The sequence below is a fragment of the Enterococcus mundtii genome (genome assembly GCF_013394305.1).
Classification (GTDB): domain Bacteria; phylum Bacillota; class Bacilli; order Lactobacillales; family Enterococcaceae; genus Enterococcus_B; species Enterococcus_B pernyi.
This window is the reverse complement of sequence record NZ_AP019810.1, coordinates 1,671,169-1,690,532: the sequence shown is the minus strand read 5'-3', so window position 1 is coordinate 1,690,532 and position 19,364 is coordinate 1,671,169. Positions and strand designations below refer to the sequence as shown.

The window sequence follows — 19,364 nt, the reverse complement described above, 5'->3', positions numbered from 1 at the left end:
TTCGGTGATTGCCGAAACGCTTTTTTCTTGTATGCTATTCATATTTTACTTCGTATAGGTATAACCCTTCCGGATGAGCAGTCGGACCTGCTGCATTGCGGTCTTTTTTTGCAATGATTTCCGGCAGACAATCTTCTGGCAAACGATCGTTGCCTATTTTTAACAACGTTCCAACTAAAATGCGAATCATTTTATAAAGGAAGCCATCACCACGAAACGTAAACGTCAACTCATCGCCTGCTTCATTGACCTGTAAACTGGCTTCATAGATAGTCCGTACTTTATCTTCAATAGAACTTCCAGAAGCACAAAACGAAGTGAAATCATGCGTACCAAGTAAATCAGGCAATGCTCGTTCAATCTTTGCTACATCTATTGGATAAGGAAAATAGCTTGCATAATGTCTACGGAAGGGACTACGTGGTTTTCCGATATCTACTTTGAATTGATAGGTTTTTTCTTTCACTAGATAGCGTGCGTGAAAAGTTTCTGGCACAATCTCCACACTTTTTACAGCAATATCTTCTGGCGACTGCGTATCTAACCCAAAACGCATACGTTCCAAAGGTCGCTCTTCTGGATAATCAAAGTGGATGACTTGACCGATTGCATGAACCCCTGCATCTGTCCGTCCAGATCCAAAAATCGTGATTTCTTTTCCATTTGCCATCTTCTTTAAGGTTTTTTCCAGTTCTTCTTGGACCGTTCGTCCGTTAGGTTGTTTCTGAAAACCATTGAACTGGGTACCATCATAGGCAATGATTGCTTTATAGCGTACCATTCATCTTCCCCTGTTCTCATTCATCTTTGATAAGTTTAGCTACGGATAAACACTAGTACGATGGTCATAAGCCCAAAAGCAACCATAACAATAGTATCTTGTAAGTGCCAGTGAAGGATACGGTATTTTGTCCGACCTTCCCCACCTTGGTAGCCTCTTGCTTCCATCGCTGTAGCTAGATCTTCCGCACGATTGAAACTGCTGACAAATAGCGGAATCAGTAAAGGAATCACCGCTTTCATTTTTTGCACTAGACTTCCTTCGCCAAAGTCAACACCACGCGCGCGCTGTGCATTCATGATTTTTTCGGTTTCGTCCATCAATGTCGGCACAAAACGTAAAGCGATCGAAAGCATCAACGATACTTCATGTACTGGAAAGCGAACAACTTTCAATGGTCGTAACAAATATTCGATCGCATCGGATAATTCTAAAGGCGGCGTTGTCAGTGTCAATAAAGTGGACATAAAGATGATCAAAACAAACCGACAAAAAATAAATAGTCCGTTCATGACACCAAATTGAGTGATATTGAAAATCCCCCAACTCCAATACGTTTCTCCACCACTTGTAAACAGTACTTGTAAGCCTACAGTGAATAGGATCAACCAGATCAATGGACGGATACCTCGAATAAAGAATTTGATATCTACTTTTGACAAGAAAACAGCAAATAAGGTAAACGCCGCTAATAAGGCATATGTCTGCCAGTTATTGGCTAAGAAGATAATGCCGATAAAATAGAAACTTGCCAATAACTTTGCACGTGGATCTAACCGATGGATAAATGAGTCTCCAGGCATATAACGACCAAAAATCAATTTATTCATCATGAGCAGTACCTCCCACCATTTTGACCAATTGGTCCGCTAATGCGTCTGCAGTAATCGGCAATTCATCAAAATGGATGCCTTTTACACGTAGTTCCTCTGCAAACTCAGTGGCTGTTGGTACCCCTAACTGCCGTTCTTTTAACCATTCAAGATGTTGGAAGACTTCTTTTGGTTCTCCGCACTTAACAATGCGACCTTTCTCCAATACATAAACAAAATCGGCATAGTTTGCCACATCATCCATCAAATGGGTGACTAATACAATCGTGATTTGCTGTTCTTTATGCAAACGCCAGAACATATCCATCATTTCTTTTCTTCCTTGTGGATCTAACCCAGCTGTTGGCTCATCTAAGACGAGAACTTCGGGTTTCATAGCTAGAACACCGGCAATCGCTACACGTCGCATTTGACCACCTGACAGCTCGAAAGGCGAGCGTTCTAAATACGTCTCATCTAAGCCGACTTGTTCTAAGGTTTCCTTTGCCAGTAGAGTCGCCTCTTCCTCACTTACACCAAAGTTTTTTGGGCCAAACGCAATATCTCTTGCGACCGTTTCTTCAAACAACTGTGCCTCTGGAAATTGAAAAACAATACCGACTTTTTTTCGAATCGGTTTCAAATTTTTATTATCTGTATCGGGTTTGATCTGACGATCGCCGATTTGGACGGTTCCTTCCGTCGGTTTGATCAACGCATTCAAATGCTGAAGCAAGGTGGATTTCCCACTTCCAGTATGACCCACTAATGCAGTGTAGCTGTTTTCTTTGATCAACAAGTCAATATCAAATAAAGCTCGTTGCTCGAATGGTGTGTTCGGTTGGTACGTAAAGTTTACTTTTTCAAAACGGATGTCCATAACCAATCCACCATCCTTTCTTCTGTCATGTATTCTTTAGGCACTTCAATGCCACGTTCTTTCAAGGCACTTTTTAGTTTTTCAGGAAAAGGCAAATCTAACCCTAGATTGATTAGTTCAGGTCCGGCAGAGAAAATCTCCTTCGGTGTTCCTTCATTCACTAGTTCGCCTTCTTTCATCACGAAAATACGATTTGCATTAGCTGCTTCATCAATATCATGCGTGATTGAAATAACGGTCAGTTGACTTTCCTCTTTGATTTCTTTGATCGTTGTGATGACTTCTTCACGACCTTCAGGATCTAACATACTTGTTGCTTCATCCAAGATGATGATTTCTGGTCGGAGGGCTACAACACCGGCAATCGCCACACGTTGTTTCTGTCCACCGGAAAGACGAACCGGTTCTCTTGTCGCAAAATCAGACATTCGAACTTTTTCAAGAGCATCTTTCACTCGAACGATCATTTCTTCTCGAGGAATTCCTTGATTCTCTAAACCAAAGGCCACATCATCCTCTACTGTTGATCCAACAAATTGATTGTCCGGATTTTGAAAGACCATGCCGACTTTTTGGCGGATCGTCCATATATTCTCTTCATTTAGTATTTGATTACCAACTTTGACCGTCCCAGACTCAGGAAGGAGTAAGCCATTGATCGTTTTTGCAAGCGTTGATTTACCAGAACCATTGTGCCCGATAATCGCGATCCATTCTCCTTTATTGATCGTGAAAGAAACATCTTTCAATGCTGGTCGTAAATCTTCTGGTTGGTATTTGTAATTAATCTTTCCTAATTCAATAATCGGCTCCATAAGTACTCCCTCTTCATCCTAAAGTTCCTATTAACCCTATCAAAAAACTGCTTAGTTTTCAATCATTTCTGATTTTTAAAATGTTTTTTTATACCTTCAAGACTGTCTTGACAGTTAATTGAAGGTACAAAAAAACACTTTATGATGAGTGCATACTCCCCAAACGAATCGCTTGGGGAGCAGCGCTGAGCTAGACTCGGAATAAGTAACTTCCAACATCATAACACTCTAAAAGAATCATCCATAAAGTGATGTTATTAGTGTGATTTTAGACAAGTTCTAAGACAACCATTGGTGCTCCGTCTCCGCGTCTTGGTTCTGTCTTCAAGATACGAGTGTAGCCACCTTGACGTTCAGCATAACGAGGTGCAATATCGTTGAATAACTTTTGTAAAGCTGATTCGATAACGATTTCCTCATTTTCTTCACGCACGCTAGCAACTTCATTACGTACGAAAGCCGCAGCTTGACGACGTGCATGTAAGTCTCCGCGTTTGCCTAAAGTGATCATTTTTTCAGCAGTTGAGCGAACTTCTTTCGCACGAGCTTCTGTAGTCACAATACGTTCATTAATTAATAAGTCAGTTGTTAAATCACGCAACATCGCTTTACGTTGGCTAGATGTGCGTCCTAGTTTACGATAACTCACGTTGGTTTCCCTCCTTCGTAAAAGGTTTAATCTTCTTTACGTAAACCTAAACCTAAGTCATGCAATTTTGCTTTAACTTCTTCCAATGATTTACGTCCTAAGTTACGGACTTTGATCATTTCTGGCTCAGATTTATTCGTAAGTTCTTGTACAGTATTGATTCCTGCACGTTTTAAGCAATTATAAGAGCGAACAGATAAGTCTAATTCTTCAATCGTCATTTCTAACATTTTTTCTTTTTGTGTTTCTTCTTTTTCGACCATGATTTCAGCGTTTTTCGCTTCATCAGTTAGGTTGACAAAGATGTCTAAATGTTCAGTCATGATTTTTGCAGATAAACTCATTGCTTCCAATGGTTCGATTGAACCATCTGTCCAGATCTCCATTGTCAATTTATCAAAATCTTCACGATGTCCAACACGTGTGTTTTCTACTTGGTAGTTGACACGACGTACAGGCGTGTAGATTGAATCGACTGGAAGAACACCAATTGGCATATCTTCTTTTTTGTTTTCATCTGCTTGAACATAACCACGTCCTGGTTTCACCGTTAGGCGAGCATGGAACGTAGCACCTTCAGATACACTGCAGATGTACATATCTTTGTTAAGAATTTCTACCTCACTATCAACGATAATATCGCCAGCAGTTACTGTAGCAGGTCCGGTAATATCGATCTCAAGGGTTTTTTCTTCTTGACCATACATTTTCAGTGCTAAACCTTTAATGTTCAAGATGATTTGAGTGACGTCTTCTCTAACACCTTTGATGGTAGAGAATTCATGCAGTACACCATCGATTTGAATATTAGTGATGGCAGCACCTGGCAAAGAAGATAATAAAATACGACGTAGGGAATTCCCTAAAGTAGTCCCATACCCTCTTTCAAGAGGTTCAACGATGAACTTGCCATAATCTTTTTCTTCATCAATTTTTGCGATTCTTGGTTTTTCGAACTCAATCATTCTTATCTTTACCCCTTTCAAAACGAAAAGTGTCTTGTTCAATGACGTTACTAATAGAACTCAAAATGAGAGGCACTCATTAAACACGACGGCGTTTTGGAGGGCGGGCACCATTATGAGGAACTGGAGTCACGTCACGAATTGCAGTCACTTCTAAACCTGTTGCTTGTAATGAACGAATTGCTGCTTCACGTCCAGAACCAGGTCCCTTAACTGTTACTTCAACAGTTTTTAATCCGTGTTCCATTGCTGCTTTTGTAGCTGTTTCTGCTGCCATTTGAGCGGCAAAAGGAGTTGATTTTTTGCTTCCTTTGAAACCTAATGAACCAGCTGATGACCACGCTAAAGCATTTCCGTGAGTATCAGTGATCATGATGATTGTGTTGTTGAATGTAGAGTGGATATGTGCAATCCCAGCTTCTATATTCTTTTTCACACGGCGTTTACGATTCACTTTTTTTGCTACCATGAAGATTTAACCTCCTTCACTTAAGAATTATTTTTTCTTGCCAGCGATAGCGCGAGCTGGGCCTTTACGAGTACGTGCATTGTTTTTCGTGTTTTGTCCACGAACAGGCAATCCACGACGGTGACGGATTCCACGGTAAGAACCGATTTCCATCAAGCGTTTGATGTTTAAGTTCACTTCACGACGAAGATCCCCTTCAACTTTTAATTTATCTACTTCTGCACGGATAGCATCTGTTTGTTCATTCGTTAATTCACGAACGCGAACATCTTCAGATACGCCAGCATTAGCTAAGATTTGTTTCGCAGTAGTGTTACCAATACCATAGATATAAGTAAGTGAAACTACTACACGTTTATCACGAGGAATATCTACTCCTGCAATACGAGCCATATTTAGTGCACCTCCATTTATCCTTGACGTTGTTTATGTTTTGGATTTGCTGGGCAAATCACCATAACGCGTCCTTTACGACGAATTACTTTACAATGTTCACACATTGGTTTTACTGATGGTCTTACTTTCATGATAATACCTCCTGTAGTTTTACGGAGTACAATTATTTAAAGCGATAAGTAATACGGCCACGGTTTAAATCATATGGAGACAATTCAACCGTCACTTTGTCACCAGGTAGAATACGAATGTAGTGCATACGAATTTTACCTGAAACAGTAGCAAGAACTTGGTGTCCGTTTTCTAGTTCAACTTTAAACATTGCATTCGGCAAAGTTTCGACGACTGTACCTTCGACTTCAATCATATCTTCTTTTGCCACGCACAGTACCTCCTTGTACTTGTTTCGCATTTTCACACGATAAAATGGCGGAAACTGCAGTTCCCACCTCAAAATTCTCAAAATGGATCATCTAGAGGATTCTCTAGAAGTCGGACTGACATATTCTATCATAATTTATTGAACTTGACAAGAGTAACTGCTTAATGCAAGTCGGCTACGGGCAATCGTGCTATTTTTCAATGATTTTTTGGACATCAGTAAATACAGCATCGATTTCACGATCACCATCGATAGTGTGTAGCAAACCTTGTTCTTTATAATAAGCCAAGATTGGTTCACTATTTTTGATGTTGATAGCCAGACGATTTTTAACCGTCTCAGGTTTATCATCTTCTCTTTGATAGAATTCATGCCCACCACAACGATCACATGTGTCTTCAACTTTTGTAGGGTTGAAAATTTTATGGTAAGTTGCTCCACAGTTACGGCAAATGAAGCGGCCTGCTAAACGCTCAACCAAAACTTCTTCACCCACGTGGATATCGATGACAGCATCAATTTGTTTATTTAAATCTTTTAACATTGCATTTAGAGCTTCTGCTTGCTCGATTGTACGAGGAAATCCATCTAATAAGAAGCCTTTCTCTGTATCGGGTTCTGCTAAACGCTCTTTTACGATTCCATTTGTTACTTCATCAGGAACTAATGCACCTTTATCCATATAAGACTTTGCTTCCAAGCCAAGAGCTGTTTCATTTTTGATAGCTGCACGAAACATATCTCCTGTTGAGATGTGAGGAATCCCATAAGCGTCAATGATTTTTTCAGCTTGTGTTCCTTTACCTGCACCTGGCAGCCCCATTAAAATGAGGTTCATTGCTTTCCCTCCTAATAAATGTGAGAACGTGTGTTGAGGAAAAACCTCAACACGCTTTCTTACTCAATAAAGCCAACATATTTACGTTTCAGCATTAAGCCTTCTAACTGTTTCGCAGTTTCTAAAGCCACACCGATCACGATCAACAGACTTGTACCACCTAACCCGATTGATTGTGGCAGATCCCAAATCATTTGTGCAATGATTGGTAATAACGCCACTAAACCAAGGAATAGTGCTCCGACTGTACTTAATCGCATCAATAAGCTTGAGACATACTCTTCAGTTCCCTTACCAGGGCGTACACTTGGTATATAGCTTCCTTGCTTTTGTAAGTTCTCCGCTAATTTCTCAGGGTTTACTTGAACAAAGGCATAGAAGAATGTAAATGCGACGATCAATACCGTATAAATCGTTGCGCCAGGCACCGTATTATAGTTAAAGATCTCCATCATTATTTTATACCAATTTTCAGATCCGAATCGGCCACTTAACGCTTGTAACACAGCATTTGGTGTCGCAATAAATGAACTTGCAAAGATAACCGGAATTACCCCAGCAGCATTTACTTTCAACGGTAGATAACTACTTGTTGGCGCACCTGCTATACGTTTTGTGTACTGAATCGGGATCTTACGTTCAGCTTGTTGGAAAAATGTTACGAATGTCACGATTGCTAGAACCGCAACTAGTAAGATGGCAACGAAAATTGCAGATCTCCAGATATCGGAAGAATTGATATTTACGAAGTAATCTTCATAAATTTCACGTACACTTTCCGGTAATCTTGAAATGATCCCTGCAAAGATGATCATTGACACACCGTTACCGATACCTTTTTCAGTGATTTGTTCACCCAACCAAGTAACAAACATCGTTCCTGCAGTTAAGATCAAACCGATCGTTACATAAGTAGAGACATTTGGATTGTTGACAAAACCTAATTGAGCGTATTGGTTAAATCCTGCTGTGATACCGACAGATTGGATAAATGCCAATACTAACGTCAAATATCTTGTTGCCTGATTCAACTTTTTACGACCAACTTCACCTTGTTTCGACCATTCCACAAAACGTGGCACGATATCCATTTGTAATAATTGGATAACGATCGAAGCAGTAATGTAAGGCGAAACCCCCATCGAAAAGATCGAGAAGTTTTGCATTGCACTACCACTTACCAAGTTCAACATGTTGAAAAACGGTAAGCTAGATAGGTCTTGTAATGAGCTTGCATTTACGCCGGGAACAGTGATATGTGCCCCTAAACGAAAAACAAAGAGAACAAATACAGTAAAAAGGATTTTCGATCTAATATCTTTGACCTTAAAAGCGTCTTTTAATAGTTTAAGCATTAGATCACCTCAACAGAGCCACCAGCCGCTTCGATTGCTTCTTGTGCTGCTTTTGAGAATTTAGCTGCTTTCACAGTTAACTTTTTGTTCAATTCTCCGTTAGCTAAAACTTTGATTCCAGCTTTTTCGTTTTTCACGATTCCAGCTTCTACTAAAGCAACAGGAGTTACTTCAGCTCCGTCTTCAAAGCGATTCAAGACATCTAAATTAACGACTGCGTAGTCCTTACGGTTAACATTTGTAAATCCACGTTTTGGTAAACGACGGAATAATGGTGTTTGTCCCCCTTCGAATCCTAGACGTACACCACCGCCTGAACGAGCTTTTTGTCCTTTTTGACCACGTCCGGCAGTTTTTCCGTTACCTGAAGAAGTACCACGACCAACACGGTTACGTACTTGGCGTGAACCTTCAGCGGGTTTTAATTCATGAAGTTTCATAGGTTTGGCACCTCCTTAATTGTCCTAGTTCTTATTTTATTTGTTTAATTAAACTTCTTCAACGTCCACTAAGTGAGAAACAGTGTTGATCATGCCTTTGATTGCTTCATTAGCAGGCTTAACCACAGAACTGTTAATCTTTGTAAGACCTAACGCTTTAACAGTATCGCGTTGGTTTTGAGGACGTCCGATAATACTGCGTTTTAAAGTTACTTTTAATTCAGCCATTATGTTTGTCCTCCTTATCCGATTAATTCTTCCACTGATTTGCCGCGTAGAGCTGCAACTTCTTCAGCACGTTTTAATTGTTTCAAACCTTCAACAGTTGCGCGAACAACGTTGATTGGTGTGTTTGAGCCTAAAGATTTAGAAGTGATATCTGCTACCCCTGCTAATTCTAATACGGCACGAACTGGTCCACCAGCAGCAACCCCAGAACCTTCAACAGCAGGTTTCATTAGGATTCTACCACCACTAAAAGCACCGATTACTTCGTGTGGGATTGTTGAACCAACCATAGGTACTTCAACTAAGTTTTTCTTCGCATCTTCAATTGCTTTACGGATCGCTTCAGGTACTTCTTGTGCTTTACCAGTACCAAATCCTACGTGTCCGTTTTTGTCACCGACAACAACTAAAGCAGCAAAACGTAGACGACGTCCACCTTTAACAACTTTTGTTACACGGTTAATTGCAACAACGCGGTCTTCTAATTCCAAATGTTTTGGATCGATATAAACCATGAATGGTATTCCTCCTTCTTCTAAAATTCTAGTCCATTTTCGCGAGCAGCTTCAGCTAAAGCTTGCACACGGCCATGGTAAAGGTATCCACCACGGTCAAAGACTACGACTTTAATGCCTTTTTCAGTTGCGCGTTCAGCAACTAATTTACCGACAGCTTGTGCTGCTTCTGTTTTTGTTCCACCTGAAATTTCTTTATCCAAGGTAGAGGCACTTGCTAGCGTTACACCCGCTACGTCATCAATAAGTTGCGCGTAGATGTTTTTGTTAGAACGAAAAACGTTCAAGCGTGGGCGCTCAGCAGTACCAGAGATAGTGTTACGTACACGACGGTGTCTCTTTTGACGTGTTTTGTTCTTATCTGGTTTTGTAATCACAATTGTCACCTCTTTATTTTTATTTTTTCTACTGTCAGACAGTAGAAATGATCAGTTTTGAAAAAATAGAAGCTGCGGCACAAGTAAACTCTCTCTTAATGAAGAAATACTTCAGCAAAATCCTTTTTTCCTGCTGCTGGCTTCTATGAAATTTTTCGAAACGATTATTTACCAGTTTTACCTTCTTTACGGCGCACGAATTCGCCAACATAACGAATACCTTTACCTTTATAAGGTTCTGGAGGACGAGTACCACGGATGTTCGCAGCTAATTCGCCAACTTCTTCTTTGTTCGCACCCTTCACAATTACTTGTGTGTTAGATGGGACTTCAACAGTCACGCCAGCTGGTGGTGTGATTTCTACTGGATGTGAGTAACCAACGTTCAATACAAGTTTTGTTCCTTGCATTTGCGCACGGTACCCAACCCCGATTAATTCTAATCCTTTTTGGAAACCTTCACTAACACCTACAACCATGTTGTTGAAGTTAGCACGAGTTGTTCCATGGATAGTTTTCATTTCTTTACTGTCATTTGGACGAGTGAATGTCACTTCATTTCCTTCGATATTCATTTTGATATCAGCAGAAAATGTACGAGTCAATTCCCCTTTTGGTCCTTTAACTGTAACGTTGTTTCCATCTTGAGTGATAGTTACACCTTCAGGGATCACAACGATCTTATTTCCAATACGGCTCACTTAAAGACACCTCCTTGTAGATTCTACTTGATTACCATACGTAAGCGATAACTTCGCCGCCGATGTTTTTCTCACGAGCTTCTTTATCAGTGACAACACCTTCAGAAGTCGAAATAATAGCGATACCTAAGCCATTTAAAACTTTTGGCACTTCGCCAGCTTTAACATAAACACGTAAGCCTGGTTTAGAAATACGTTTTAAGTTTGTAATAACACGTTCGCCGCTTTTACCAAATTTTAGGAAAACGCGGATCACGCCTTGCTTGTCATCTTCGATATATTCAACATCACGGACGAAACCTTCACGTTTCAAGATTTCAGCGATGTCACGTTTAATTTTTGATGCAGGAACTTCTAAAGCCTCATGTTTAACCATGTTTGCATTACGGATACGAGTTAGAAAATCTGCAATTGGATCTGTCATGACCATTGAACTTTTACCTCCTTCTTATGCGAATTTACTTTTTTACCAGCTAGCTTTCTTCACGCCGGGAATTTGACCTTTATAGGCAAGTTCGCGGAAGCAAATACGGCAAAGATGGAACTTACGATAAACTGAATGTGGACGTCCGCAACGTTCGCAACGAGTGTAAGCTTGTGTTGAATGTTTTGCAGGACGTTTGTTTTTAGCAATCATTGATTTTTTAGCCACGTAGTTCGCCTCCTTTAATTATTTTTGGAATGGCATGCCTAATTGTGTCAACAACTCACGAGATTCTTCATCTGTGTTCGCTGTCGTTACAATGACGATGTCCATACCACGTACTTTATCTACTAAATCATAATCTACTTCTGGGAAGATCAATTGTTCTTTAATACCTAAAGTGTAGTTTCCACGACCATCAAAGGCTTTTTTACTTACACCATGGAAGTCACGTACACGTGGTAGAGAAACTGATACTAATTTATCTAAAAATTCGTACATTCTTTCTCCGCGTAAGGTAACTTTTGCTCCAATTGGCATTCCTTCACGTAAACGGAATCCAGCGATTGATTTTTTAGCTTTTGTGATCATTGGTTTTTGTCCAGTGATCAAAGTTAGTTCTTCAACTGCTTTGTCTAAGTTTTTAGCGTTTGATACCGCATCACCAACACCCATGTTGATGACGATCTTTTCAACTTTAGGTGTTTGCATAACAGAGCTATAGTCAAATTTTTCCATCAATGATGGAGTTACTTCTTTAAGATATTTTTCTTTTAGGCGGTTCATTCAGTAAGACCCTCCTTCCTTAAACTTTTTATTTATCTAAAACTTCACCGGTTTTTTTAGAAACACGGACTTTTTTTCCGTCTACTTCTTTGTAGCCAACTCGGCCAGCTACACCAGTAGAGTCGATGACCATCACGTTAGAAACGTGAAGTGGCGCTTCCATCTCAACAATTCCACCTTGAGGAGCAGCTTGAGAAGGTTTTTGGTGTTTTTTGATCATGTTCACACCTTCGACAACTACTTTATCCTGTTTAGGAAACGCTGCTAATACAACGCCTTCTTTGTTTTTGTCTTTACCGGTGATCACTTTAACTTTATCGCCTTTTTTAACAAACATAACTGTTTCGCACCTCCTTTGTTAAGTGTCTCAAGATTATAAAACTTCTGGTGCTAGAGAAACGATCTTCATGAAGTTGTTTTCACGTAGTTCACGTGCAACTGGCCCAAAGATACGTGTTCCACGAGGGCTTTTATCATCACGAATAATCACTGCAGCATTTTCATCAAACTTGATATATGAACCGTCTGCACGACGAGCTCCTGATTTTGTACGAACGATAACGGCTTTAACGACGTCACCTTTTTTGACAACCCCACCTGGCGTTGCTTGTTTAACCGTAGCAACGATCACATCACCGATATTCGCAGTTTTGCGACCAGATCCGCCAAGGACTTTGATCGTCAAAATTTCACGTGCGCCTGAATTATCAGCGATTCTTAAACGACTTTCTGCTTGGATCACGTTGTGTATCCTCCTTTCAGATTTTGCATTCAATCTATATAGGAAAATCTCGTGTTATTAGATAATAACTGCTTCTTCGACTATTTCCAACAAACGGAAACGTTTTGTAGCTGATAATGGACGAGTTTCCATAATTCTCACGATGTCGCCAACTTTTGCTGTGTTGTTTTCATCATGTACTTTGTACTTCTTAGAATAGTTCATACGTTTACCGTAGATAGGGTGGTTTTTCTTTGTTTCGACAGCAACGGTAATTGTTTTATCCATTTTGTCTGATACCACGCGACCTTGATAAACTTTGCGTTGATTTCTTTCTTCAGTCATACGCTTAATGGCCTCCTTCCATAATTACTTAGCTTGTTCACGCAAAACTGTTTTGATGCGTGCAATCGATTTACGTACTTCTTTAATACGTGCAGTGTTTTCTAATTGACCTGTTGCTAATTGGAATCTAAGATTAAACAATTCTTCTTTTAATTGTTTTTCTTGATCAAGCATTTCGGCAGTGGTTAATTCTCTGATTTCTTTAACCTTCATTCGATTCACCACCCATTTCCTCACGTTTTACGATCTTAGTTTTCATTGGTAATTTGTGGGAAGCTAAACGTAATGCTTCACGAGCTACTTCTTCAGAAACGCCTGCAATTTCAAACATGATTTTACCACGTTTTACTGGTGCAACCCATCCTTCAGGAGCCCCTTTACCTTTACCCATACGAACGCCGATCGCTTTAGATGTATATGATTTATGAGGGAAAATTTTGATCCATACTTTCCCGCCACGTTTCATGTAACGAGTCATAGCAATACGAGAAGCTTCGATCTGACGGTTTGTGATCCAGTGTGATTCAACAGCTTGTAAGCCGTATTCACCGAATGCTACTTCTTTTCCGCCTTTTGCTTCACCGCGCATTTTTCCGCGGAATTCACGACGGTGTTTTACACGTTTAGGTACTAACATGTTTATTTCCCTCCTTTCTCAGTGTTTTTTTTAGTTGGAAGAATTTCTCCACGATAGATCCACACTTTAACTCCTAGTTTTCCGTATGTTGTATCTGCTTCTTCCCATGCGTAATCAATATCCGCACGCAAAGTGTGAAGAGGAACTGTTCCTTCTGAGTATCCTTCTGAACGAGCGATATCCGCACCGTTTAGACGTCCAGATACTTGAGTTTTGATCCCTTTAGCGCCAGAACGCATTGAACGTTGGATCGCTTGTTTTTGAGCGCGACGGAATGCAACACGGTTTTCTAATTGACGTGCAATTCCTTCACCTACTAATTTAGCATCTAAATCTGGTTTTTTGATTTCCACGATGTTGATATGGATTCTTTTACCAGTTAATTTGTTTAATTCTTTTCTTAGGTTTTCGACTTCAGATCCGCCTTTACCAATAACCATACCTGGTTTAGCTGTGTGGATTGAAATGTTTACGCGGCCAGTTGCGCGTTCGATTTCAATTGTTGATACAGCAGCATCAGCAAGTCTAGTTGAAATAAATTTACGGATTCTTAAATCTTCGTGTAAGAACTCTGCATACTCTTTTTCAGCAAACCATTTTGCATCCCAGTCGCGGATGATGCCTACACGCATTCCAATTGGATGTACTTTTTGACCCACAGATTATCCCTCCTTATTTTTCTGATACGACTACCGTGATATGACTTGTACGTTTGTTGATTGGTGAAGCTGAACCTTTTGCACGTGGACGGAAACGTTTCATTGTTGGTCCTTCGTTAACAAATGCTTCAGATACTACCAAGTTCTCAACATCTAAGTCAAAGTTGTTTTCTGCATTTGCAATTGCTGACATCAATACTTTCTCGATGATCCCAGCAGATTTGTTTGGTGTGAATTTCAAAATTGAAATTGCATCCGCAACACTTTTACCTCTGATAAGGTCAATTACTAGACGCGCTTTACGAGGTGAAGTGCGAACTGTTTTTGCAGTTGCTTTAGCTGATGTGATTTGTTCTGCCATTTGCTTTTATCCTCCCCTCGAATTAGCGTCTCGTTTTCTTGTCGTCAGCGACATGCCCACGATAAGTTCTAGTTGGTGCGAATTCACCTAATTTGTGTCCTACCATATCTTCTTGGATGTAAACTGGTACGTGTTTACGTCCATCGTATACTGCGATGGTATATCCAACAAAACTTGGGAAAATTGTCGAACGACGAGACCAAGTTTTGATTACTTTTTTCTTTTCGGCCCCTGCTTGAGCTTCAACTTTACTCATTAAATGCTCATCAACGAAAGGCCCTTTCTTTAAACTACGACCCATGGTGAACCTCCTCTCAAAATGTGCGACACATGGTCAAAGTAATTATTTATTTTTACGACGAACGATAAGTTTGTCTGATTTAGCTTTCTTGTTACGAGTTTTGTAACCAAGAGCTGGTTGACCCCAAGGAGAAACTGGAGCTTTACGTCCGATTGGAGCTTTACCTTCACCACCACCGTGTGGGTGATCGTTAGGGTTCATTACGCTACCACGTACAGTTGGGCGTTTACGCATCCAACGAGAGCGGCCAGCTTTACCAATATTGATAAGTTCGTGTTGTTCGTTACCTACAGAACCGATTGTTGCACGGCATGCAGCTAAGATCATGCGAACTTCACCAGAGTTCAAGCGGATCAATACGTATTTGCCTTCTTTACCAAGTACTTGAGCACTTGTACCAGCAGAACGGATCAATTGTCCACCTTTACCAGGTTTCATTTCAATATTGTGGATCACAGTACCAACTGGAATGTTTTCTAAAGGAAGAGCATTTCCGACTTTGATATCTGCTTCAGGACCTGAAACAAGTTTCATTCCAACTTGTAGTCCTTTTGGTGCTAAGATGTAAGCTTTCACTCCATCTTCATAATGTACTAACGCGATGTTAGCTGAACGGTTTGGATCATATTCGATCGTTTGAACAGTAGCAACAACGTTGTCTTTGTTACGTTTGAAATCGATCACGCGGTATTGGCGTTTGTGTCCGCCACCTTGATGACGTACAGTGATGCGGCCGTTGTTATTACGTCCAGCATGGTTTTTCAATGGCTGTAACAATGTTTTTTCAGGTGTTGATGTTGTGATTTCAGCAAAATCAGAACCTGTCATGTTACGACGGCCATTTGTGGTAGGTTTGTACTTTTTAATCGCCACGTTTTCCCCTCCTAATTTAATCAGTTATCGAGTGTTGCTTATTCAGCAGCTTCGAATAATTGGATTTCTTTTGAATCTTCAGTCAATGTAACGATCGCTTTGCGACGTTTTTTTGTATATCCTGCATATTTGCCCATACGTTTGAATTTCGCACGTACGTTCACGATGTTCACGTTTTTGACTTTCACGTCAAAAGCAGCTTCAACCGCTTGTTTTACTAAAGTTTTGTTTGCGCGAGTGTCTACTTCGAAAGTATATTTCTTGTCATCCATGGCAAGCATTGATTTCTCAGTGATCACTGGGCGTTTGATTACGTCTAGTAAGTTCATTATGCAAGCACCTCCTCAATTTGAGTAAGAGCAGTTTGTGTTGCTAAAACTTTTGTATTTGATACAACATCTAGAACGCTAACGTTGTCAGAAGTTACTACAGAAACGTTTGATAAGTTACGTGCAGATAAAGCTGCAAAGTCGTTACCAGGTTCTAGTACAACCAATACTTTAGAGTCAATAGATAATTTAGCAAGAACTTCTTTGAATTCTTTTGTTTTTGGTGCATCAAAGCTTAATCCTTCGATTGCTACCAAGTTGTTTTCTGCAACTTTTTCTGATAATACAGATTTCATTGCTAAACGACGAACTTTTTTAGGAAGTTTGTAGCTGTAAGAACGTGGTGTTGGTCCGAAGACTACGCCACCTCCACGCCATTGCGGTGAACGGATTGATCCTTGACGAGCACGACCAGTTCCTTTTTGACGCCATGGTTTACGGCCACCGCCTCGAACAGCGCTACGGTTTTTAACCGCATGTGTTCCTTGTCTTAATGATGCGCGTTGCATAACGATTGCGTCGTAAACAACACTTTCATTTGGTTCAATTCCGAAGATTTCTTCGTTAAGAGTGATTTCACCGTTTTGGCTTCCATCTTGTTTGAATAATGCTACATTCGGCATTCCTTAGTTCCTCCTTTCTTCCTACTATTATTTAGCTTTCACAGCTGATTTGATAGTGATTAATGATTTTTTCGCTCCAGGAACGTTACCTTTGATCAAGATTACGTTTCTTTCAGCATCTACACGTACAACTTCCAAGTTTTGGATAGTTACGCGGTTGCCACCCATACGGCCAGCAAGACGTTTGTTTTTGAATACACGGTTAGGTGCAACTGGACCCATTGACCCAGGACGACGATGGTAGCGAGAACCGTGAGCCATTGGTCCGCGGCTTTGGCCGTGACGTTTGATAACCCCTTGGAATCCTTTACCTTTCGTAGTACCTGTTACATCAATAATGTCTCCTGCTTGGAAAACATCAACTGTAATTTCTTTTCCTACTTCATATTCTCCTAGCTCAACATTTTTGAATTCACGAATGAAGCGCTTAGGAGCCGTGTTTGCTTTTGCAACATGACCTTTCGCAGGTTTGTTTGATAAAACTTCACGTTTGTCTTGGTAACCAACTTGAATAGCTTCGTAGCCATCAGTTTCCATTGTTTTTACTTGTAGTACTACGTTTGGCGTAGCTTCTACAACAGTAACTGGAATTAATTCGCCAGATTCAGTGAAGATTTGTGTCATTCCCACTTTTTTCCCTAAGATTCCTTTGGTCATGAGTACACCTCCATTATTATTAGTTTAGTTTTTATAGTTTGATTTCGATGTTAACACCTGATGGTAAGTCAAGCTTCATTAAAGCATCAACTGTTTTTGGTGTTGGGTTCACAATGTCGATAAGACGTTTGTGTGTACGCATTTCGAATTGTTCGCGTGAATCTTTGTATTTGTGGGTCGCACGAATAACTGTGTAAAGACTGCGTTCAGTTGGTAATGGAATTGGACCAGAAACGCCAGCTCCAGTTCTTTTTGCAGTTTCCACGATTTTATCCGCTGATTGATCTAAAATACGGTGTTCATACGCTTTTAAACGGATACGAATTTTTTGTTTTGCCATCTTGTTCCCTCCTTCGCCTATTTTGAAAAGTAGACATAGCTCCACGAAAATTTCCGTCACGCTCGTTCGTGGCAAAGCGTCCGGGCGTGTCGCAACCTCTCGTTTCTTAGCCGACAAAATCATTTTGATTTCGTCTGTGCCATTCACCTAAGGTAAACGCACCTTTGTCATTATAATATATCTAAATTCACAACGCAAGGTTTTTTTGCTGTAAAAAACAATTTATTTTCATAAATTTTCATTCAATTAAAAAAAGAGAAATCCTCCTCTTTTTTATAGAAGGATTTGTGGTTTTTCCTTCCAATTTCCATTCTCCTATTTAGAGGAAAAAGGCAATTCACTACATATTAAGAATATTTTTGGATATTCCTCTCTTTCATAGCCTCTCCTCTAATCAATTGTTTGCTGAAATAAAAAAAGTTCGAGGCAAAGGATCAAGATCCTTACCTCGAACTTCAACGTCCGAATAAATGTTACTTTGTTAGGCTTAAAATGAATTAAGCTTTGATTTCTGTAACGACACCGGCACCAACTGTACGTCCGCCTTCACGGATTGAGAATTTAGTACCGTTTTCGATAGCGATTGGGTGGATTAATTCAACTTCCATTGTTACGTTGTCGCCAGGCATAACCATTTCAGTTCCTTCTGGTAATTCAACAACACCAGTTACGTCAGTCGTACGGAAGTAGAATTGTGGACGGTAGTTAGTGAAGAATGGAGTGTGACGTCCACCTTCTTCTTTAGTCAACACGTATACTTCTGCAGAGAATTTTGTATGAGGTGTGATTGTACCTGGTTTAGCTAAAACTTGACCACGTTGGATGTCTTCACGTGAAACACCACGTAATAACGCACCAATGTTATCGCCTGCTTCAGCGTAGTCTAATAATTTACGGAACATTTCAACACCAGTTACAGTTGTTTGAGCTGTTTCTTCTGCGATACCAACGATATCGATAACGTCACCAACACGAACTTGTCCACGTTCAACACGTCCTGTAGCAACAGTACCACGACCAGTGATTGAGAATACGTCCTCAACTGGCATCATGAATGGTTTGTCGTTATCACGTTCTGGAGTTGGGATATATTCGTCAACTGCAGCCATCAATTCAAGAATTTTTTCTTCGTATGAAGCGTCGCCTTCTAAAGCTCTTAAAGCTGAACCAGCGATTACAGGAACATCGTCACCAGGGAATTCGTATTCTGTTAATAGGTCACGAACTTCCATTTCAACTAATTCAAGTAATTCTTCGTCATCAACCATATCTACTTTGTTCAAGAATACAACGATGTATGGTACACCAACTTGACGAGATAATAGGATGTGTTCACGAGTTTGAGGCATAGGGCCGTCAGCAGCAGAAACAACTAAGATTGCTCCGTCCATTTGAGCAGCACCAGTGATCATGTTTTTAACGTAGTCCGCGTGTCCTGGGCAGTCAACGTGAGCATAGTGACGTGCGTCAGTTTCGTACTCAACGTGAGCTGTTGAGATAGTGATTCCGCGTTCGCGTTCTTCAGGAGCACCATCGATTTGATCGTAAGCCATTGCTTGGCCGCCGTTTTTCTTAGATAGTACAGTTGTGATTGCAGCTGTTAAAGTTGTTTTACCATGGTCAACGTGTCCGATAGTACCAATGTTAACGTGTGGTTTCGAACGGTCAAATTTTTCTTTTGCCATTTTAAAATATCCTCCCTAAA

At 40.3% G+C, this 19,364-nt stretch carries 34 protein-coding genes; all 34 read right to left on the bottom strand.

Going from position 1 to position 19,364, the window contains the following annotated elements; all coding sequences use genetic code 11:
- Positions 1-34: 34 nt before the first annotated feature.
- The gene (truA, locus tag HZ311_RS08085) at positions 35-781 is read right to left on the bottom strand and encodes a tRNA pseudouridine(38-40) synthase TruA (protein WP_010734445.1); all 747 of its coding nucleotides are present in this window, start codon (positions 779-781) and stop codon (positions 35-37) included.
- A 35-nt stretch (positions 782-816) separates the two neighbouring features.
- A complete protein-coding gene (locus HZ311_RS08080) occupies positions 817-1,614 on the bottom strand; it encodes an energy-coupling factor transporter transmembrane component T family protein (RefSeq protein ID WP_010734446.1) in 798 nt (265 codons plus the stop codon).
- Complete coding sequence (locus HZ311_RS08075; RefSeq protein WP_023518903.1) at positions 1,604-2,473, bottom strand: energy-coupling factor ABC transporter ATP-binding protein; 870 nt, start codon at positions 2,471-2,473, stop codon at positions 1,604-1,606. Before HZ311_RS08075 ends, HZ311_RS08080 begins: the two co-directional genes overlap by 11 nt.
- Positions 2,449-3,288, bottom strand: coding sequence for an energy-coupling factor ABC transporter ATP-binding protein (locus HZ311_RS08070; protein WP_010734448.1), 840 nt, complete (start codon positions 3,286-3,288; stop codon positions 2,449-2,451). The genes HZ311_RS08075 and HZ311_RS08070 overlap by 25 nt, the downstream gene beginning before the upstream one ends.
- A 268-nt stretch (positions 3,289-3,556) precedes the next feature.
- A complete protein-coding gene (gene rplQ, locus HZ311_RS08065; RefSeq protein WP_010734449.1) occupies positions 3,557-3,937 on the bottom strand; it encodes a 50S ribosomal protein L17 in 381 nt (126 codons plus the stop codon).
- 26 nt (positions 3,938-3,963) lie between these two features.
- Positions 3,964-4,902: a DNA-directed RNA polymerase subunit alpha gene (locus HZ311_RS08060; protein WP_005880735.1), complete on the bottom strand. Its 939-nt coding sequence runs from the start codon at positions 4,900-4,902 to the stop codon at positions 3,964-3,966.
- Between the two features lie 79 nt (positions 4,903-4,981).
- Positions 4,982-5,371, bottom strand: coding sequence for a 30S ribosomal protein S11 (gene rpsK / locus HZ311_RS08055; RefSeq protein ID WP_010734450.1), 390 nt, complete (start codon positions 5,369-5,371; stop codon positions 4,982-4,984).
- 27 nt (positions 5,372-5,398) lie between these two features.
- On the bottom strand, positions 5,399-5,764 hold the full coding sequence (rpsM, locus tag HZ311_RS08050) for a 30S ribosomal protein S13 (protein ID WP_010734451.1): 366 nt from the start codon (positions 5,762-5,764) through the stop codon (positions 5,399-5,401).
- Positions 5,765-5,781: 17 nt separating this feature from the next.
- Positions 5,782-5,898: a 50S ribosomal protein L36 gene (rpmJ, locus tag HZ311_RS08045; protein WP_002288710.1), complete on the bottom strand. Its 117-nt coding sequence runs from the start codon at positions 5,896-5,898 to the stop codon at positions 5,782-5,784.
- Positions 5,899-5,930: 32 nt separating this feature from the next.
- On the bottom strand, positions 5,931-6,149 hold the full coding sequence (gene infA / locus HZ311_RS08040; protein WP_002288695.1) for a translation initiation factor IF-1: 219 nt from the start codon (positions 6,147-6,149) through the stop codon (positions 5,931-5,933).
- 190 nt (positions 6,150-6,339) lie between these two features.
- Positions 6,340-6,987, bottom strand: a complete 648-nt coding sequence (locus HZ311_RS08035; protein ID WP_023518902.1) for an adenylate kinase — start codon at positions 6,985-6,987, stop codon at positions 6,340-6,342.
- A gap of 59 nt (positions 6,988-7,046) precedes the next feature.
- The gene (gene secY / locus HZ311_RS08030; protein ID WP_023518901.1) at positions 7,047-8,342 is read right to left on the bottom strand and encodes a preprotein translocase subunit SecY; all 1,296 of its coding nucleotides are present in this window, start codon (positions 8,340-8,342) and stop codon (positions 7,047-7,049) included.
- Positions 8,342-8,782, bottom strand: a complete 441-nt coding sequence (rplO, locus tag HZ311_RS08025; protein WP_010734454.1) for a 50S ribosomal protein L15 — start codon at positions 8,780-8,782, stop codon at positions 8,342-8,344. Before rplO ends, secY begins: the two co-directional genes overlap by 1 nt.
- Positions 8,783-8,830: 48 nt before the next feature.
- Positions 8,831-9,010, bottom strand: a complete 180-nt coding sequence (gene rpmD, locus HZ311_RS08020) for a 50S ribosomal protein L30 (protein ID WP_010734455.1) — start codon at positions 9,008-9,010, stop codon at positions 8,831-8,833.
- 14 nt (positions 9,011-9,024) lie between these two features.
- The gene (rpsE, locus tag HZ311_RS08015; protein ID WP_010734456.1) at positions 9,025-9,525 is read right to left on the bottom strand and encodes a 30S ribosomal protein S5; all 501 of its coding nucleotides are present in this window, start codon (positions 9,523-9,525) and stop codon (positions 9,025-9,027) included.
- A gap of 20 nt (positions 9,526-9,545) precedes the next feature.
- On the bottom strand, positions 9,546-9,902 hold the full coding sequence (rplR, locus tag HZ311_RS08010; RefSeq protein WP_010734457.1) for a 50S ribosomal protein L18: 357 nt from the start codon (positions 9,900-9,902) through the stop codon (positions 9,546-9,548).
- Positions 9,903-10,066: 164 nt separating this feature from the next.
- Entirely contained in the window at positions 10,067-10,603 is a 537-nt protein-coding gene (gene rplF, locus HZ311_RS08005; protein ID WP_010734458.1) for a 50S ribosomal protein L6, read from the bottom strand.
- A gap of 31 nt (positions 10,604-10,634) precedes the next feature.
- The gene (gene rpsH / locus HZ311_RS08000) at positions 10,635-11,033 is read right to left on the bottom strand and encodes a 30S ribosomal protein S8 (RefSeq protein WP_010734459.1); all 399 of its coding nucleotides are present in this window, start codon (positions 11,031-11,033) and stop codon (positions 10,635-10,637) included.
- A 36-nt stretch (positions 11,034-11,069) separates the two neighbouring features.
- Positions 11,070-11,255 (bottom strand): type Z 30S ribosomal protein S14, encoded by a 186-nt coding sequence (locus HZ311_RS07995; RefSeq protein WP_002356214.1) that lies wholly within the window; start codon positions 11,253-11,255, stop codon positions 11,070-11,072.
- A gap of 18 nt (positions 11,256-11,273) precedes the next feature.
- Positions 11,274-11,813, bottom strand: coding sequence for a 50S ribosomal protein L5 (rplE, locus tag HZ311_RS07990; protein ID WP_010734460.1), 540 nt, complete (start codon positions 11,811-11,813; stop codon positions 11,274-11,276).
- A gap of 28 nt (positions 11,814-11,841) precedes the next feature.
- On the bottom strand, positions 11,842-12,150 hold the full coding sequence (gene rplX, locus HZ311_RS07985) for a 50S ribosomal protein L24 (RefSeq protein ID WP_010734461.1): 309 nt from the start codon (positions 12,148-12,150) through the stop codon (positions 11,842-11,844).
- Positions 12,151-12,186: 36 nt separating this feature from the next.
- On the bottom strand, positions 12,187-12,555 hold the full coding sequence (gene rplN, locus HZ311_RS07980) for a 50S ribosomal protein L14 (protein ID WP_010734462.1): 369 nt from the start codon (positions 12,553-12,555) through the stop codon (positions 12,187-12,189).
- 57 nt (positions 12,556-12,612) lie between these two features.
- Positions 12,613-12,879 (bottom strand): 30S ribosomal protein S17, encoded by a 267-nt coding sequence (rpsQ, locus tag HZ311_RS07975; RefSeq protein ID WP_010734463.1) that lies wholly within the window; start codon positions 12,877-12,879, stop codon positions 12,613-12,615.
- Positions 12,880-12,903: 24 nt separating this feature from the next.
- On the bottom strand, positions 12,904-13,092 hold the full coding sequence (rpmC, locus tag HZ311_RS07970; RefSeq protein ID WP_002288664.1) for a 50S ribosomal protein L29: 189 nt from the start codon (positions 13,090-13,092) through the stop codon (positions 12,904-12,906).
- Positions 13,082-13,516, bottom strand: coding sequence for a 50S ribosomal protein L16 (gene rplP, locus HZ311_RS07965; protein ID WP_010734464.1), 435 nt, complete (start codon positions 13,514-13,516; stop codon positions 13,082-13,084). Before rplP ends, rpmC begins: the two co-directional genes overlap by 11 nt.
- A 2-nt stretch (positions 13,517-13,518) precedes the next feature.
- The gene (rpsC, locus tag HZ311_RS07960; protein WP_010734465.1) at positions 13,519-14,175 is read right to left on the bottom strand and encodes a 30S ribosomal protein S3; all 657 of its coding nucleotides are present in this window, start codon (positions 14,173-14,175) and stop codon (positions 13,519-13,521) included.
- A 13-nt stretch (positions 14,176-14,188) separates the two neighbouring features.
- Positions 14,189-14,536 carry a 50S ribosomal protein L22 gene (gene rplV / locus HZ311_RS07955; RefSeq protein WP_010734466.1) on the bottom strand — a complete coding sequence of 116 codons (348 nt, stop codon included), beginning with the start codon at positions 14,534-14,536 and terminating at the stop codon, positions 14,189-14,191.
- A 22-nt stretch (positions 14,537-14,558) separates the two neighbouring features.
- A complete protein-coding gene (gene rpsS, locus HZ311_RS07950; RefSeq protein WP_010734467.1) occupies positions 14,559-14,837 on the bottom strand; it encodes a 30S ribosomal protein S19 in 279 nt (92 codons plus the stop codon).
- Positions 14,838-14,879: 42 nt separating this feature from the next.
- The gene (gene rplB / locus HZ311_RS07945) at positions 14,880-15,710 is read right to left on the bottom strand and encodes a 50S ribosomal protein L2 (RefSeq protein WP_010734468.1); all 831 of its coding nucleotides are present in this window, start codon (positions 15,708-15,710) and stop codon (positions 14,880-14,882) included.
- Positions 15,711-15,748: 38 nt separating this feature from the next.
- Positions 15,749-16,039 carry a 50S ribosomal protein L23 gene (rplW, locus tag HZ311_RS07940; protein WP_002290449.1) on the bottom strand — a complete coding sequence of 97 codons (291 nt, stop codon included), beginning with the start codon at positions 16,037-16,039 and terminating at the stop codon, positions 15,749-15,751.
- A complete protein-coding gene (rplD, locus tag HZ311_RS07935) occupies positions 16,039-16,662 on the bottom strand; it encodes a 50S ribosomal protein L4 (RefSeq protein WP_010734469.1) in 624 nt (207 codons plus the stop codon). The genes rplW and rplD overlap by 1 nt, the downstream gene beginning before the upstream one ends.
- A 27-nt stretch (positions 16,663-16,689) precedes the next feature.
- Positions 16,690-17,319: a 50S ribosomal protein L3 gene (gene rplC / locus HZ311_RS07930; RefSeq protein WP_010734470.1), complete on the bottom strand. Its 630-nt coding sequence runs from the start codon at positions 17,317-17,319 to the stop codon at positions 16,690-16,692.
- A gap of 31 nt (positions 17,320-17,350) precedes the next feature.
- A complete protein-coding gene (gene rpsJ / locus HZ311_RS07925) occupies positions 17,351-17,659 on the bottom strand; it encodes a 30S ribosomal protein S10 (RefSeq protein ID WP_010734471.1) in 309 nt (102 codons plus the stop codon).
- A 497-nt stretch (positions 17,660-18,156) separates the two neighbouring features.
- Positions 18,157-19,344 (bottom strand): elongation factor Tu, encoded by a 1,188-nt coding sequence (tuf, locus tag HZ311_RS07920; RefSeq protein ID WP_010734472.1) that lies wholly within the window; start codon positions 19,342-19,344, stop codon positions 18,157-18,159.
- Positions 19,345-19,364 lie beyond the last annotated feature (20 nt).